The sequence below is a fragment of the Shewanella alkalitolerans genome (assembly GCF_019457575.1).
Taxonomy (GTDB): Bacteria; Pseudomonadota; Gammaproteobacteria; order Enterobacterales; family Shewanellaceae; genus Shewanella; species Shewanella loihica.
Window position 1 is genome coordinate 1,333,483 of sequence record NZ_CP080422.1, and the last position, 15,370, is coordinate 1,348,852.

15 protein-coding genes are annotated in these 15,370 nt (G+C 53.9%); 11 read left to right on the top strand and 4 right to left on the bottom strand.

Annotation, left to right across the window (positions count from 1 at the left end):
* Positions 1-74: 74 nt before the first annotated feature.
* Complete coding sequence (locus tag K0J45_RS05900) at positions 75-386, top strand: TapY2 family type IVa secretion system protein (protein WP_220044632.1); 312 nt, start codon at positions 75-77, stop codon at positions 384-386.
* Positions 387-510: 124 nt separating this feature from the next.
* On the opposite strand, the gene K0J45_RS05905 is transcribed toward K0J45_RS05900, so the two are convergent.
* The 3 genes from K0J45_RS05905 to ettA form a co-directional block, all read right to left on the bottom strand.
* A complete protein-coding gene (locus K0J45_RS05905) occupies positions 511-1,641 on the bottom strand; it encodes a PepSY-associated TM helix domain-containing protein (protein ID WP_220044633.1) in 1,131 nt (376 codons plus the stop codon).
* 420 nt (positions 1,642-2,061) lie between these two features.
* Positions 2,062-3,180 carry a metallophosphoesterase gene (locus tag K0J45_RS05910; RefSeq protein WP_220045227.1) on the bottom strand — a complete coding sequence of 373 codons (1,119 nt, stop codon included), beginning with the start codon at positions 3,178-3,180 and terminating at the stop codon, positions 2,062-2,064.
* Positions 3,181-3,390: 210 nt separating this feature from the next.
* Positions 3,391-5,055, bottom strand: coding sequence for an energy-dependent translational throttle protein EttA (gene ettA / locus K0J45_RS05915; protein WP_220044634.1), 1,665 nt, complete (start codon positions 5,053-5,055; stop codon positions 3,391-3,393).
* Between the two features lie 667 nt (positions 5,056-5,722).
* Here ettA and glyA point away from each other — a divergent pair.
* From glyA to K0J45_RS05965, 10 genes are all read left to right on the top strand, one after another.
* Complete coding sequence (gene glyA / locus K0J45_RS05920; protein ID WP_011864987.1) at positions 5,723-6,976, top strand: serine hydroxymethyltransferase; 1,254 nt, start codon at positions 5,723-5,725, stop codon at positions 6,974-6,976.
* Positions 6,977-7,100: 124 nt separating this feature from the next.
* Positions 7,101-7,574, top strand: a complete 474-nt coding sequence (nrdR, locus tag K0J45_RS05925) for a transcriptional regulator NrdR (protein WP_220044635.1) — start codon at positions 7,101-7,103, stop codon at positions 7,572-7,574.
* 37 nt (positions 7,575-7,611) lie between these two features.
* On the top strand, positions 7,612-8,772 hold the full coding sequence (gene ribD, locus K0J45_RS05930) for a bifunctional diaminohydroxyphosphoribosylaminopyrimidine deaminase/5-amino-6-(5-phosphoribosylamino)uracil reductase RibD (protein WP_220044636.1): 1,161 nt from the start codon (positions 7,612-7,614) through the stop codon (positions 8,770-8,772).
* A 6-nt stretch (positions 8,773-8,778) separates the two neighbouring features.
* Entirely contained in the window at positions 8,779-9,444 is a 666-nt protein-coding gene (locus K0J45_RS05935; protein WP_220044637.1) for a riboflavin synthase, read from the top strand.
* Positions 9,445-9,526: 82 nt separating this feature from the next.
* On the top strand, positions 9,527-10,630 hold the full coding sequence (gene ribBA / locus K0J45_RS05940) for a bifunctional 3,4-dihydroxy-2-butanone-4-phosphate synthase/GTP cyclohydrolase II (protein ID WP_144203305.1): 1,104 nt from the start codon (positions 9,527-9,529) through the stop codon (positions 10,628-10,630).
* Positions 10,631-10,753: 123 nt separating this feature from the next.
* On the top strand, positions 10,754-11,230 hold the full coding sequence (gene ribH, locus K0J45_RS05945) for a 6,7-dimethyl-8-ribityllumazine synthase (protein WP_011864992.1): 477 nt from the start codon (positions 10,754-10,756) through the stop codon (positions 11,228-11,230).
* 14 nt (positions 11,231-11,244) lie between these two features.
* The gene (nusB, locus tag K0J45_RS05950; protein WP_011864993.1) at positions 11,245-11,649 is read left to right on the top strand and encodes a transcription antitermination factor NusB; all 405 of its coding nucleotides are present in this window, start codon (positions 11,245-11,247) and stop codon (positions 11,647-11,649) included.
* Between the two features lie 131 nt (positions 11,650-11,780).
* Positions 11,781-12,737, top strand: coding sequence for a thiamine-phosphate kinase (gene thiL / locus K0J45_RS05955; RefSeq protein ID WP_220044638.1), 957 nt, complete (start codon positions 11,781-11,783; stop codon positions 12,735-12,737).
* A gap of 2 nt (positions 12,738-12,739) precedes the next feature.
* On the top strand, positions 12,740-13,234 hold the full coding sequence (locus K0J45_RS05960) for a phosphatidylglycerophosphatase A family protein (RefSeq protein WP_220044639.1): 495 nt from the start codon (positions 12,740-12,742) through the stop codon (positions 13,232-13,234).
* A gap of 210 nt (positions 13,235-13,444) precedes the next feature.
* Positions 13,445-13,882: a GFA family protein gene (locus K0J45_RS05965; RefSeq protein WP_220044640.1), complete on the top strand. Its 438-nt coding sequence runs from the start codon at positions 13,445-13,447 to the stop codon at positions 13,880-13,882.
* Between the two features lie 90 nt (positions 13,883-13,972).
* Here K0J45_RS05965 and K0J45_RS05970 read toward each other — a convergent pair whose 3' ends face one another.
* Positions 13,973-15,178, bottom strand: a complete 1,206-nt coding sequence (locus K0J45_RS05970; protein ID WP_220044641.1) for a hypothetical protein — start codon at positions 15,176-15,178, stop codon at positions 13,973-13,975.
* Positions 15,179-15,370 lie beyond the last annotated feature (192 nt).

Below are 15,370 nucleotides of genomic sequence, written 5' to 3' on the forward strand. Positions count from 1 at the left end.
TCGAGTAGGTGATGCTGTTCGAGCAAGAGATGCCGAGGCGTGAGATGATAAAGAGAATGATTGAGAGAATTAGCGTGAATAAATTAACTTTGCTGGCGTTAGTTGCTGGTTTTGCAATGGCCGGGCCGCTCAAGGCCGAGACTAGAGAAGACTACAAGTGTTTCATTGAGACCAATGAGGGGCAGGTGCTGGTGCGTTTCTCCTGGCAGCCCAGCAAGGCGCCACAATACAAAAAGCAGCTCGTCGGTAGTCAGCTGCCTGCGTTGCCGCACACGGACGGCAAGCCCATGACGGTGAAGCGCGTCTATGAGTGTGCTAAGAAAGAAGAGGCGTTTAGTACCAGTCAGGGCCGTATGTTAGAGCACAATTGGCCCATGGAAGGTTAGTTGCCACTAAGAGTGTAATCGAGAGTGCCGTCAAGAGTGTCATTGAGAGCGCTATCGAGGCGTCATAAAAAAAGCCGGGTTATTACCCGGCTTTTTACTTCTATCAAGTGCGAATTATCAAATATCAGGCCTTGGCCAAACCTTCTTTAGCGTCTCGTTTGCTAGGACTCTCGATCGTTTGTTTTACGCGGCGCCGTGTTTGCGGTTTACGCCGCGCTCGCCACATCAGGTAACCGGAAAGGGCCATCAGGCTAGGTAAGAAGCCTACTACACACCAGATGATTTTGCTGACCAGTCCGCCGAAGTTGCCGTAATGCAGCGGACGGAAACTATCGACAAACTGATAAAGCCCGCCGGCCTTGGTGGCATCGACACTGGCACTGAGCTGACCAGATTTATCATCGAAACTGACGATAGAGCCATAGTCGCTGCGAAGCGCGCCGCGATCTTGGGCGGCGCCAAACAGGTGGATGCCGGCATAGCTCTTGTCGGGGAAGCGCACATAGTGGGTCTGAAAGCCTGGGATCACCTGAGTCGCCTGTGTCAGCAGTGCTTCCACATCCAGCTGCTTGTTGTAATAACTCTGGGTGATGACTAGGGTCTTGGGGTCGGGTTCGTGCCACTCCTCGATGATGTGCTCTATGTTCCACCAGGCACCGGTGAAACCCAGGATCAGGAAGAGTGGTGCACCTATGATCCCCAGCATCTTGTGGCTATCGCTGAGAAACAGGCGCAGGCTCTTGCCCCATCTAAGGGTGAAGAAGGTTCGCCAAAACTGACGGTGTAGTATAAATCCAGATAAGGAGAGCAAGATCAGCAAGATAGATACTAATGCGGTAACCGCTAGCCCCAGATGATCCGCAAGCAGGGTGTAGTGCAGCTCCAGCAGCCAGTCCAGCAGGTAGTGACTCAGGCCGACCGGTTGGCTCAGTAGGCTGCCTTGGCTTGGGTCGACAAACAGGAGTTGCCAGTCATAGGTCCCCTGTTTGGCGACATAGAGCTTATCTGCCTCGCCGGCGTTAGTCGCAAACTGCCAGCCAAGAATTTCATGTTGCGGCAACGCCTCGTCAGCCGACCTCAGTAGCTGGGTGAAACTCAGGCGAGTCTCGCTGGCGGCGAGCACCTTTTCGGGCATCAATAGGTGTTCGAGCTCGCTCTTAAACACCAGCACACTACCGGTTAGGGCGATGATAAAAAGCGGTAGGGCGGCGAAGAGTCCGAGCCAGCCATGCCATTTCCATAGGAGACGACGCATTAGATTGTTACCTTTCGTTATGGCGCCATTGCCATGCTCACACGCTGTGTGAGCGGCAGGGCAGAAGAATAAAAATCGCAGCTTAACACTAATGAGAATTAATTTCATTCTCAACTTGTCACATGTGGAAATGGGTCACACTTTGGCTAAAAACAGTTGGCTAAAAACAGTTGGCTAAAAACAGTGGGTGAAAGCATCTGGTGAAAGGCGAAAGAGGTGACAGTAGAACAGGTGGAAAAGGAAGTATGCCACGGCGCTAGCCTTTGATTTAAACCTCAGCTTTTGGACTCTGTTTTTAGGCGCTGTCTTTAGGGGGAGTGTAAGGTTTGGTGAAAGGCGAGAGCCTAGCCAAGTCTCTGCAAAGCTAAGTTAAGAAGTCGCCTAGCTAGTCAAAGCTGTAGACTGGCTAGGCAGCGGATATCATAGCGGTGTTTGACTGCCGTCATACTGACCGCGGATCAGCTGGTCTTTCTCTATGAGGAGCAGTTCACCAGACAGGCCTTTTTTGATGCTGCTGTCGATGGCGATAACCCGGTTGTCGAACAGGCCTAGTACCCGAGTCTGTGAGGTATGGCCCACGACGATGCGCTTGACCTTGAAGTAGTCCAGGATGTTGGCCAGCTCCTGGGTATCGAAGTCTGGCTTAAAGTAGCCGCGATACCAGGTGGGGCCGTTGCCGAAGAAGAGAAAGTTGAGCAGCTCATCTTGCTTTAGCTCGGCCTTACTCTTGTCGATATTTTCCCGGTAGAGGCTGTTGGCCCTGGCCAGTGTCAGGCCGCGGTCGACCCACTCCTGACTGATGCCGCCATGGAGGAAGAGGGTGTCGTTGATCTTAACGATAGTGTGCTTACTTCTCAGCCATTGGCCTAATTCGCTGTCCTGACCGTACAACTCATCATAGCTGCGATCAAGCAGCTTGCTGGCGGTCTGGTACTTGTCGTTGACGTAGCGCAGGTCACCGCGCATTACCATCTGCTCGTGGTTGCCCATCAAGAGGTGCAGCTGGCCGCCGGCGGCCTTGGCCTGCTTGTCGAGCTTGTACATGAACCAGAGCACCTCGTTAACCTGAGGGCCGCGGTCGAACATATCGCCCGTTATCACCATATGGCCCTTGCCGAAGGCCCAGTTGTCATTCTGGTCGATGATCTTATGGCGGCGCAGCAGCTGCAGCAGCACCTCATATTGACCATGAACGTCGCTGAGCGCCACTATCTTATCCACCCCTTGATAGCTGTCGGCCAGCACCTCTTTAGCCTGCGGATTCAGGCTGGGCTCAGGGAGCTGACCGCAATGTTCGGGGCGGCTCAGCTGTCCCTGGTTGACGCGGGTCTGTTTATGCTCGCCTTCGCAGATCCAATCGGCCATATCGGCCTTGGGGTTGAGAAATAGATAGGGGCCGTCACTAATGCCTGAATTCGTGCTGGCTTGAGTCACTGCCTTAGTATCTTGCTGAGTTTGCGCCTGAACGGCTAAAGCCTGTAGGGCCAGTAGACCGGCCAGGCATAAGCTGGCTGCCTTTAGCGCTGAGTCTAGGGGCATTAGCCAGAGTGATCTATTCAAGACAAATCCTTTTATTATTCTGATGTTGTTGGCGGATAGGCGTTCAATCCTAGCACGCTTTTGTTTCCATGTTAGCCCCTTTTAAAAAGGGGAGGCTTTGGGAAGAGAAGATAAAAAAACGGAGACTACTGCCTCCGTTTGTATGTGTTTTGCGCTACTGAAATTACTCGAGAGTGCGAGATGCGCGCGTTAGCTCATGCGCTTGTACTTGAGACGATGCGGCTCAATCACATCCGTACCCAGAGTCTCTTTCAGCCAGGTCGAGTATTCTGTGTAGTTACCCTCGTAGAAGTTCACCTGACCCTCGTCGCGGTAATCCAGGATGTGGGTGGCGATTCTGTCGAGGAACCAACGGTCATGCGAGATCACCATGGCACAGCCAGGGAATTCAAGCAGGGCTTCTTCCAGGGCGCGCAGGGTTTCGACGTCGAGATCGTTGGTGGGCTCATCGAGAAGCAGCACGTTGCCGCCCGCTTGGAGCAGCTTGGCAAGGTGCACACGGTTGCGCTCACCACCGGACAGGGTGCCGATGATCTTCTGCTGATCGCCACCACGGAAGTTGAAGCGGCCCACGTAGGCGCGGCTCGGGATCTCTGTGTTATTGATACGCATGATATCCTGACCGCCGGAGATCTCCTCCCATACGGTCGCCTTGTCGTTCATGGCATCACGGAACTGTTCCACCGAGGCGATCTGAACCGTGTCACCCACTTCGATGCTGCCGCTGTCTGGCCGCTCGGCGCCGCTGATCATCTTAAACAGGGTCGACTTACCGGCACCGTTTGCACCGATAATACCGACGATGGCGCCTTTAGGTACGCTGAAGCTCAGGTTGTCGATCAGCACGCGGTCACCATAGGACTTGGTCAGGTTGTTGACCTCGATAACCTTGTCGCCCAGACGTGGTCCTGGCGGAATAAACAGCTCGTTGGTCTCGTTACGTTTCTGGTAATCGTTGGTGTTCAGCTCTTCGAAGCGTGCCATACGTGCCTTGCCCTTAGACTGGCGACCCTTAGCGCCCTGGCGAACCCACTCGAGTTCCTTGGCGATGGTCTTCTGACGGGCACTTTCGGCAGCCGATTCCTGCTTCAGACGGGCCTCTTTCTGTTCTAGCCAGGAAGAGTAGTTGCCTTCCCATGGGATACCCTCGCCACGGTCGAGTTCTAGGATCCAGCCGGCGGCGTTGTCGAGGAAGTATCTATCGTGGGTAATGGCCACAACGGTACCTGTGTATTCCTGCAGGAAGCGCTCTAACCAGGCCACAGACTCGGCGTCCAAGTGGTTGGTCGGTTCGTCCAGCAGCAACATATCTGGCTTTTCAAGCAGCAGACGACAGATAGCCACACGGCGACGCTCACCACCAGACAGCACCTCAATCTTCTCGTCCCAGTCCGGCAGACGCAGGGCGTTGGCGGCGCGCTCGAGAATGTTGTCCAGGTTGTGGGCATCCTGAGCCTGGATGATGGCTTCCAGCTCACCCTGCTCCTTGGCAAGGGCGTCGAAATCGGCATCTGGCTCGGCGTACAGGGCGTAAACCTCATCGAGACGGGTCAGGGCGTTCTTGGCCTCACTTACCGCTTCTTCGATCGCTTCGCGCACTGTCTGCTGAGGATCTAGTTTAGGCTCCTGGGGCAGGTAACCTATTTTTAGGTCCTGCATTGGACGTGCTTCACCCTCGATCTCGGTATCGATACCGGCCATGATGCGCAGCAGGGTAGACTTACCCGAACCGTTAAGACCTAATACACCAATCTTGGCGCCGGGGAAAAAGCTTAGGGAAATATCTTTAAGGATCTGCTTCTTCGGCGGGACTATCTTGCCCACGCGTAGCATGCTGTATACAAACTGAGCCATAAAAAAGTTTACTCACTGACGAAACAATGGGGGCAATTCTACTGTAATCGCCTTAGAACTTAAATCGGATTTTCGGTGGCTTTACTACTGTAATGGCTAACGGGAAGCTTTGGCTTAGGGACTCTATGTTGCATTTGTTCATTAGGATGCAATTTAAGGGGGATTAATGATTTTAGTTCCTTATTTAATGACGTTGAATTCTCATCATGACAGGGCGTGACTCTGCTGTGTGATTGCAACGAGCCTAGCTGCTCAATCCACTTCATAGCAACGCCAATGATTGAAGGGAGCTTGATATCAGCCAGCGCAGCTGGCTGCAACTCGAATACTACTACTGAGTACCATGACTGATCACGGTTGCTGATTACCATTACTGATTACGATTGCTAATGCAAAATGACGGCCCAGTGCCGTCATTTTTGTTGGGTAATTAAAACAGTGTTTTCGTTCAACAGGCTGTAAACCAGCCATTTTGTCCCTTGCAAAAAAGGAGTCTTGGCAAATCAGGCCACCTTAGCCCCACTTTTGTCCTAAGGTGCATTTTGATGAACATTTCTCAGGCTGAATCGCAACTAATTTCATGTCGCAAATGCTGGGATTGTGATCGAATGCACTGTAGAATACCGCGCAACCCTACCTTATAAGACTTTCACAGCTGGAGTGACCAATGCTGAAAAAAGAGATGAACATCGCTGACTTTGATCCGCAACTGTTTCAAGCGATCCAGGAAGAGACTCGTCGTCAAGAAGAGCACATCGAGCTAATCGCCTCGGAGAACTACACCTCTCCTCGCGTGATGGAGGCTCAAGGTTCTCAGCTGACTAACAAGTACGCCGAAGGCTATCCTGGCAAGCGTTACTACGGTGGTTGTGAACATGTCGACATCGTTGAGAACCTGGCCATCGAACGCGCCAAGGAACTTTTCGGTGCGACCTATGCTAACGTTCAGCCTCACTCCGGCTCACAGGCTAACAGCGCAGTCTACATGGCGCTACTGCAACCAGGCGATACCGTTCTGGGTATGAACCTGGCTCACGGCGGTCACCTGACGCACGGCTCTCCAGTAAACTTCTCTGGTAAGCTGTACAACATAGTTCCTTACGGCATCGACGAGTCTGGCAAGATCGACTATGACGAGATGGAGCGTCTGGCTGTAGAGCACAAGCCTAAGATGATGATCGGTGGTTTCTCTGCCTATTCTGGTATCGTTGACTGGGCGCGTATGCGTGAAATCGCCGACAAGATTGGCGCTTACCTGTTTGTCGACATGGCGCACGTTGCAGGCCTTATCGCCGCCGGTGTCTATCCAAACCCAGTGCCACACGCACACGTGGTAACTTCTACTACTCACAAGACCCTAGCCGGTCCTCGCGGCGGTATTATCCTGTCTGCGGCGAACGATGAAGACCTGTACAAGAAGCTGAACTCTGCGGTATTCCCAGGTGGTCAGGGTGGTCCTTTGATGCACGTTATCGCCGGTAAGGCGGTGGCCTTCAAGGAAGCACTGTCTCCTGAGTTCAAGGAATACCAACAGCAGGTAGTAGTTAACGCTAAGGCGATGGCTAACACCTTCATCGAGCGTGGTTTCGATGTGGTTTCTGGCGGCACCGAAAACCACCTGTTCCTGCTGGATCTGATCGCTAAAGATATCACAGGTAAAGATGCCGATGCGGCGCTGGGCCGTGCCAACATCACGGTAAACAAGAACTCAGTACCTAACGACCCACGTTCACCTTTCGTGACCTCAGGCCTGCGTATCGGTTCGCCAGCCATCACACGTCGTGGCTTCAAAGAAGCTGAAGCGGTTGAGCTGACCAACTGGATCTGTGATGTGTTAGATGACATCAACAACGAAGCCACTATCGAGCGCGTGAAGAACCAGGTGCTTGAATTGTGCGCTAAGTTCCCTGTTTACGGTTAACCTTAAGGGGTAAATCGGGTAAACTCCGATGGCCGCTACTGATTTAATATTGGTAGCGGCCATTTTTGTATCTATTTCAAGGGAAAGCTCCCCAAGATACCGATTAGCATTTGCTGGAGGCTCAATGCATTGTCCGTTTTGCAGCGCAACTGACACTAAGGTGATCGATTCTCGTTTGGTGGCCGATGGTCATCAGGTACGTCGTCGCCGCGAGTGTCTGCTTTGCCACGAGAGATTTACCACCTTCGAAGGCGCCGAGCTGGTGATGCCGCGAGTGGTTAAACAAGATGGCAGTCGCCAACCCTTCGACGAAGACAAGCTGCGCGGCGGCATGCTGAGGGCGGTCGAGAAACGCCCGGTGTCGATGGACGAAATAGAGCAGGCGCTAAGCAAGATCAAGTCGACCCTTAGAGCCACGGGCGAGCGCGAAGTGACCTCTAAGATGATAGGTAACCTGATGATGGAACACCTGGTCAATCTCGACAAGGTGGCCTATATCCGTTTCGCCTCGGTTTACCGCGCCTTCGAAGATGTCTCCGAGTTCGGCGAGGCGATTGCCAAATTGCAAAACGATAAGAGCAAGTCGGGTAAGTCGTAATCGATGCGTATCGGGCTTCCCCAATTATTCTCAAGAGATGGCGATGAGCATGGCCTGGTCCAAATTTGATTCCCAGATGATGGCGCGCGCCATTAAGTTGGCCCGCAAGGGGCAATACACCACAAGTCCCAACCCTAATGTCGGCTGTGTAATAGTCCAAGGGGAGACCTTGGTGGGCGAAGGATTTCATATCGCCGCCGGCGGCCCTCACGCCGAGGTGCATGCCCTGCGCATGGCTGGCGATAAGGCCAAAGGCGCCACCGCCTATGTAACCTTAGAGCCCTGTAGCCACTATGGCCGCACGCCGCCCTGCGCCGAGGCGCTGATCAAGGCAGAGGTGGCCCGCGTCGTGGTGGCGGTGACCGACCCTAATCCTCAGGTGTCTGGCCGTGGCATCAAGATGCTCCAAGATGCAGGCATTGAGGTCGAGGTGGGTCTGCACCAGGAAGAGGCCGCAGCACTTAACCCAGGTTTTATGAAGCGGATGCGCAGCGGCCTGCCTTGGGTCGGCATCAAGCTTGCCGCCAGCTTGGATGGTAAGACGGCGCTCTCTAACGGCGTCTCAAAGTGGATCACAGGTCCAGAGGCGCGCCGTGACGTGCAGCGCATGCGCGCCCGTTTCGATGCCGTCGTGACCGGCATAGAGACGGTACTGGCCGACGACCCTAGCCTGAATGTACGTCATCAGGAGCTGGGCAGCCTGGGCGAGCAGTTAACCGAGGCCGATATTCGTCAGCCACTTCGCGTGGTGCTCGACTCCCGTGCGCGCCTAAGTGCCAAGGCTAAACTGTTTGAGACACAATCTCCCGTGCTGCTGGTGAGCTGTCAGCCCTATCCCGAGGCCGTGGCGAGCGCCTGGCCTGAGCATGTGAGTCAGTTGCAACTGCCGAGTGACAATGGGCAGGTGCCACTAAAGGCGCTGCTGGAACATCTGGGATCTCAGCTTAACAGCGTGATGGTCGAGGCTGGGGCGACCCTGGCTGGCGCCTTCATGTCGCAGGGGCTGGCAGACGAGCTGGTGCTGTATCAGGCGCCGAAAATCTTAGGCGGCCATGGCCGTAACCTGCTGGCACTGCCGGACTATACTGAGATGACGCAGCTGCCCGCCCTCAAGCTTTGCGACGAGCGTGCGATCGGGGCCGACAGACGCCTCACCTTTCAATTGAGTCACAATCATTTACCGAGCGATAAAGAGTAGTTAGTCATGTTTACTGGGATCATCGAGGCTGTTGGCAGCCTGAGAAAAATTGAGCGTCGCGGCGATGATATTCGCCTGACGGTGGCTAGCGGCAAGCTGGATTTAAGTGACGTTAAACTCGGTGACAGTATCGCCACCAATGGCGTGTGTCTGACCGTGGTCGAGCAGATGGCTGACGGCTATGTGGCGGACATCTCAGCCGAAACCGTGGCCCTAACCGGCTTTGCCCATTATCAGGTGGGGCAGAAGGTCAATCTGGAAAAGGCGGTGACGCCGACGACCCGCCTCGGCGGTCATATGGTGAGCGGTCATGTCGATGGCGTGGCCAGCGTGGATGACAGACAGTATCGCGGCAAGGCGATCGAATTTTGGCTGACGCCGCCCAAGGGGCTGGCGCGCTATATCGCCCACAAAGGCTCTATCACCATAGATGGTGTCAGCCTGACGGTGAACGAGGTGGACGGTGAGCGTTTTCGTCTGACCATAGTGCCCCATACCGCCAGCGAAACCACGCTTATCGATTTGAAGGCGGGTGACAGGGTCAATATCGAGGTGGATCTGATCGCCCGGCACCTGGAGCGCCTACTGAGTTTCCAGGCGGCAGAGGAAAATTCAGCCAAAGGCTCAGAGGTCACCATGGATCTGTTAGCTCGCTCCGGCTTTTTAAGATAGACGCTGGCAATCCCAGCCAATAGCAGATTAAATAACTCTTACTATAAGAATATTTCAAGCTCTAATAAATCAAGGTCTAACAATGGCACTACACAGCATAGAAGCGATTATCGAAGATATCCGTCTGGGTAAGATGGTTATCTTGATGGATGACGAAGACAGAGAGAATGAAGGCGACCTGATCATGGCCGCTAACCTGGTGACGCCTGAGGCGATCAACTTCATGGCCACCTATGGCCGTGGGCTCATCTGTCAGACCATGACCAAGGCGCGCTGCGAGCAGCTCAACCTGCCGCTGATGGTGAGCAACAACAATGCCCAGTTCTCTACCAACTTCACCGTGTCTATCGAGGCGGCCGAAGGGGTGACCACTGGCATCTCGGCCTATGACAGAGCCGTTACTGTGCAGGCCGCCGTGGCCCGTGACGCCAAGCCGTCGGATATTGTGCAGCCAGGCCATATCTTCCCATTGATGGCCCAAGAGGGCGGGGTGCTGATCCGCGCCGGTCATACCGAGGCGGGTTGTGACCTGGCCCGTCTGGCGGGCCATGAGCCGTCGGCGGTAATTGTCGAGATCCTCAACGAAGATGGCACCATGGCGCGTCGTCCAGATCTTGAGGTGTTTGCCGAGAAGCATGGCCTCAAGATAGGCACCATCGCCGATCTCATCGAATACCGTAACACCAAGGAAACGACCGTGGTGCGCGAGGCCAAGTGTAAGCTGCCGACCCGTTTCGGCGAGTTCGACATGATCACCTACCGCGATACCATAGATAACCAACTCCATTATGTGCTGGTGAAGGGTGAAGTTCAGCCTAACGCTCTGGTGCGCGTGCATCTGCAAAACACCTTCAATGATCTGTTGCACTCAGAGCGCGATGAGAAGCGCAGCTGGCCGCTGGAAAAAGCCATGGCGCGTATCGCCGATGAAGGCGGCGTTTTGGTAGTGCTGGGTCATCAGCAGAGCAACGAAGAGTTGGTGGCCAAGGTGAAGGCCTTCGAGGCAGAAGACAAGGGCGAAGTCGGCGCACCGGCGCAGTGGCAGGGCACCTCACGTCAAGTGGGTGTGGGCTCGCAGATCCTGGCCGATGTGGGCGTGACCAGCATGCGTCTGCTCAGCTCGCCTAAGCGTTACCACTCGCTGTCGGGTTTCGGTTTAGAAGTGACTGAATACATTGCAGAATAAGCTAGTCTGCTTGTAATTCATCGAATTGAGTTAAATTGCATGGGGATCAACGCGGTGGGCTGTGGTATCATACCGCCTCTTTTTTCCCGTGCCGGGTTTGTTAAGCTAATTTAGGTAAGATAAATGAACGTAGTTCAAGGTAATATCGAGTCGAAAAACGCCAAAGTGGCCATAGTGGTTTCACGTTTTAACAGCTTCGTGGTTGAAAGTCTGCTAGAAGGCGCGGTGGATACATTGAAGCGCTTCGGTCAGGTCGCAGACGACAACATTACCGTTGTCCGCGTACCGGGTGCCGTAGAGCTGCCGCTGGCAGCCCGTCGTGTGGCGGCAAGTGGTAAATTTGACGGCATCATAGCGCTGGGCGCCGTGATCCGTGGTGGTACGCCACACTTTGATTTTGTTGCAGGCGAGTGTAACAAGGGGCTGGCTCAAATAGCGCTTGAGTTCGACCTTCCTGTGTCATTCGGTGTATTGACCACAGATACCATTGAACAAGCTATCGAGCGTTCTGGTACTAAGGCGGGTAACAAGGGCGGCGAAGCGGCACTTGGTCTGCTAGAGATGGTCAATGTTCTGCAAGAACTAGAACAGCAGTTGTAAGATTAGGAACCAAGATGAAACCTTCAGAGCGCCGTAAAGCCCGTCGTCTAGCGGTACAAGCTATTTATTCATGGCAGCTAAGCGGCAATAATGTTGCCGACGTGGAGCATGAATTTCTCACCGAGCAGAAGATCGATGGCGTCGACGTTAGCTATTTCCGTGAATTGCTATCAGGCACCACGACCAAGTCGGCTCAGTTGGATGAGTTGATTATGCCTCACCTCGAGCGCCCGTTCGATGAGGTTTCGCCTATCGAGAAGGCGGTGCTGCGCATCGCGACCTACGAGTTGACCTTCCGTAAGGATGTGCCTTACAAGGTAGCCATCAACGAGGCTATCGAGCTGGCCAAGGCCTTCGGGGCCGAAGATGGTCACAAGTTCGTCAACGGCATTCTCGACAAGATAGTCGCTAAAAAGTGATACAATTAACGGCGTCCCAGGATGCCGTTTTTTATATTCAGGTTTAGCCTCGATGTCGCCTTCGTTCGCTCGATGTTGCCTTCGCTAAAAAGTGTGCTAGCTGATTAACCCTTACTATGGTTCTTAAGACTGTGAAAGAGTTTAAATTAATCGATCATTTCTTTGCTAACCTTGGCCAGACCCGCCGCGATGTGCACCTGGGGATCGGCGACGACTGCGCCCTGGTCCAGCCTGCCGAAAACAAGGTGATTGCCATCTCCTGCGACACCCTGGTTGAAAATGTACACTTCTACGCCGATATGCCCGCCAAGGCCCTGGGTTACAAGGCGCTGGCGGTTAACCTGTCGGATCTCGCCGCCATGGGCGCAGAGCCTGCCTGGATGACACTTGCACTCACCCTGCCTGAGGTGGATGAGACCTGGCTGGAGGAGTTTAGTCAGGGACTGAATGAGGCGGCGCAGTATTACGGAGTCGCCCTGGTGGGCGGCGATACTACCCGCGGCCCCAAGTCGATCACCATCACCATCAATGGCCAAGTGCCAGAGGGCAAGGCCCATACAAGGGGCGGCGCCAAGAATGGCGACTGGATCTATGTGACCGGCTCCCTCGGCGATTCGGCCGTGGGCTTGGCGATTCTGGGCGATAAGCTCAATATCGACGGGGAGGCGAGGGAATATTTTATTCAGCGCCACTACTTCCCCACCCCAAGAGTGCTTGCGGGTCAGTCGCTTAGAGGATTGGCCTCGAGCGCCATCGATCTCTCCGATGGCTTTGTCTCGGATATCGGTCATATCCTCAAGCGCTCGGCGGTGGGCGCCGTGGTGGATGTGGATCGTCTGCCCCTGTCGGCCCAGATGCGTGAATCTTTGGCTGAGACCGAGGCGCTGGGTTATGCCCTAACCGGTGGTGAGGATTACGAGCTGCTGTTTACCGTCCCCGAGGCCCAGCGCGGCGCTTTGGAGACGGCTCTGGCCCATGCCGGCGTCAGTTTCACACAGGTTGGTCAGATCGCCACTGGCGATAAGCTACGTCTTATCAAGGATGGCGAGCCCTACACACCGTCTCACTTTGGTTTCGAGCACTTTTAAACATGCAGTTATGGTCGACCGATCCGGTTCTTAAAAAGCTTTCTCTGGCAAACCCTGTTCATTTCCTGGCCCTGGGCTTCGGCTCAGGCCTCGCCGCTAAGGCGCCTGGCACCTTCGGTACCCTGGCGGCAATTCCGCTTTATCTACTCATGGCCGGGTTGCCCCTGGGCTGGTATCTGGGGCTGACACTCCTTAGCGTGCTTGCCGGTTTCTATATCTGCGACAAGGCCTCTAAGGATATGGGGGTGCACGACCATGGCGCCATCGTCTGGGATGAGGTGGCGGGTCTGCTTATTACCCTGATCGCCGCCCCCGCAGGTTGGCTCTGGGTGGCGGTTGGCTTCGGGCTCTTTCGCTTCTTCGATATCCTCAAACCCTGGCCCATCAAGGTACTGGATGCCAAGGTGCATGGTGGTATCGGCATCATGATAGATGACGTGCTCGCCGGCGTATTTGCGTTTTTGTGCCTGCAGGGAATTGTCTATCTGGCGGGATAGTAATTGGCTTGTCCAATTGTCACTAAGTTCAAATTGAGTTCAAGTTAAGTTCAAATTTAGTTCAAATTAGGTCCCGAGTGTCGAAGGCCACAGCGTCAAGACAGTCGGGATTTTTGTTTTTAGCACACCAGCGAAAATTTGATTTGTTGCTGCGCTGACTGCATGCTCAGTTTTGACTTTTAATTGCTTTCAGGCAAGAGGAGACAGGTTATGGATGATGCGAGCCCTAATCAAAACAGCTCGGACGTTGAGTTCAGTGGCAGCTGTCTCTGTGGCGGCGTGGCTTTTAGCTTAGTGGGTCGTTTCGATGCTTTCTATTTGTGTCACTGTAACCGCTGTCAGAAAGGCACCGGCTCGCTGCATGGGGCCAACCTGTTTTCCAATCATTTGGCCCTTGTCTGGCGGCGTGGCGAGGCTTTGTTGCAAACCTTTCAAGTGGCGAATACTCGGCACAAGCGATGTTTTTGCAAGGTGTGCGGCTCGCCTATGCCTTATCGGCTGGCGGCGTTAAATCTGGTCGTGGTGCCAGCAGGCTGTCTGGATGTCGAGGTGTCCATCGCGCCGACGGCAAAGCTATTTATGGCAGAGCGGGCGAATTGGGGGGAGGAGCTCTCATCTGTGCCCGGTTTCGATCGTCTTCCGGAATAGCATTTTAAAGCAAAAAGTTTTTGGCATTTATATCCCCTGAAGCCGGTCAGGGGATGAGCTGTGATGACGGAAAAAGAAACTGTAGGCTCGTTATTCTGGTGAGCTCTCCCTAGGTTTTTCTTCATTAACTTCAGTCACCATCCCTGCCGAGATGGCAGGCGTCGTTAAGCGGGTAACAAGCTCGGCGCGCAGCGATTCCACCTTGTTAGCCGTTGCCTGGTAACTCTCGAAAGAGGAGATGCCAGAGCAGAGGATAAATTTCCCCATGGGATTGTAGGCGTACTCTTGCAGGGTCGATAGCGAGAGATCGTTAGGGCACTGCTTGATGTTTGCCTTGCCGGTTAAGATATCTGCATAACGGTTAGCGGTATCCTGTTGCTTTAACAGGGGCATGAGCAGGGTTTCGATAACCTTAGTGGTTAAATCGGCCTTTTCACCCGCCTCAAAAGATTGTGTCATCTTAGTCAGGAAGTGCCACTCGCCACGTTTGGCTCGATCAAGGGCTAGCACGTCTCCTGGAATAGGGGCCAGCCAGAGGCTAGGTAAGCTAGTATCCTCACCCTCTGTGCGCATTTGACTGATAAGCAGCTCACCCAGTTTCATGTGTTGTTTGAGCGCCGAGATGGCGAGGAATTTATTGCCCAGCATGTTGATCTGCATCGCGGCCTGCTGCCAGAACTGCATATCTTTGTTTATGGCGGTGATGAGGGAGGCTGAATTCGTGCCATTGATGTAGGCATCGACAAGAAACAGTTGCTGTGCAGCGATCAGATGTTGCATGGGTAGCAGATCGCTATACATGTTGAAGCGGGTATCATCCTGCCATTGACCGAGGGAGAGTAGGGTGCGGTAGCGCTCAATTAGCCAGGCATAGTCATCGAGTGTGGCCTTAAGTGTTTCTGGCTCGGCGAATAGGGGAGCACACTCATCGAGATAGTCTTCTTGTTTGAGGCAGTTGGGAATAGCCCATTCGGGGCGCTCGAATTTTACATGTGCCGTCTGTGTTGGCCTTTGCATGGCCTCTAGTTGTCTGAGCGCCTGATAGCGTTCAAGTCCGACCGCCATGGGGTCATTATCCTTCGGCGCATCAAAGCCAAAGGCGTAAAGATAAGGGTTGTTTTCCAGGTGCTGACTCAAGGCGGTCTCTTCGGCGTTCACCTGCTCAAGAAAGGCGCTGGCCTGCGCTGATGGCGCGCTATCTTGCAGATTGATCAGCAGCAAGATGAGATAGCCGCCGACGGGAATGAATAGCAGGGTAAATAAAATCCATTTCAGGGCACGAAAAAAGTGTCGCATTTCAAATCCTTGTGGCTTTTAACTTAGTGTCGACGGCAAAGGCCTCAGTTTATCAGAGTCTCTTAGCTGTGCAACAGCGCTATATTCACGGCGCAATAGGCTCGCCTCAGAGGTGCTTATGAAATGAAAAGCACGGCTAAAATATTGCCGCGCTTTGCTTGTAACCCGCCTAATGATCGCCAATTTTTGATC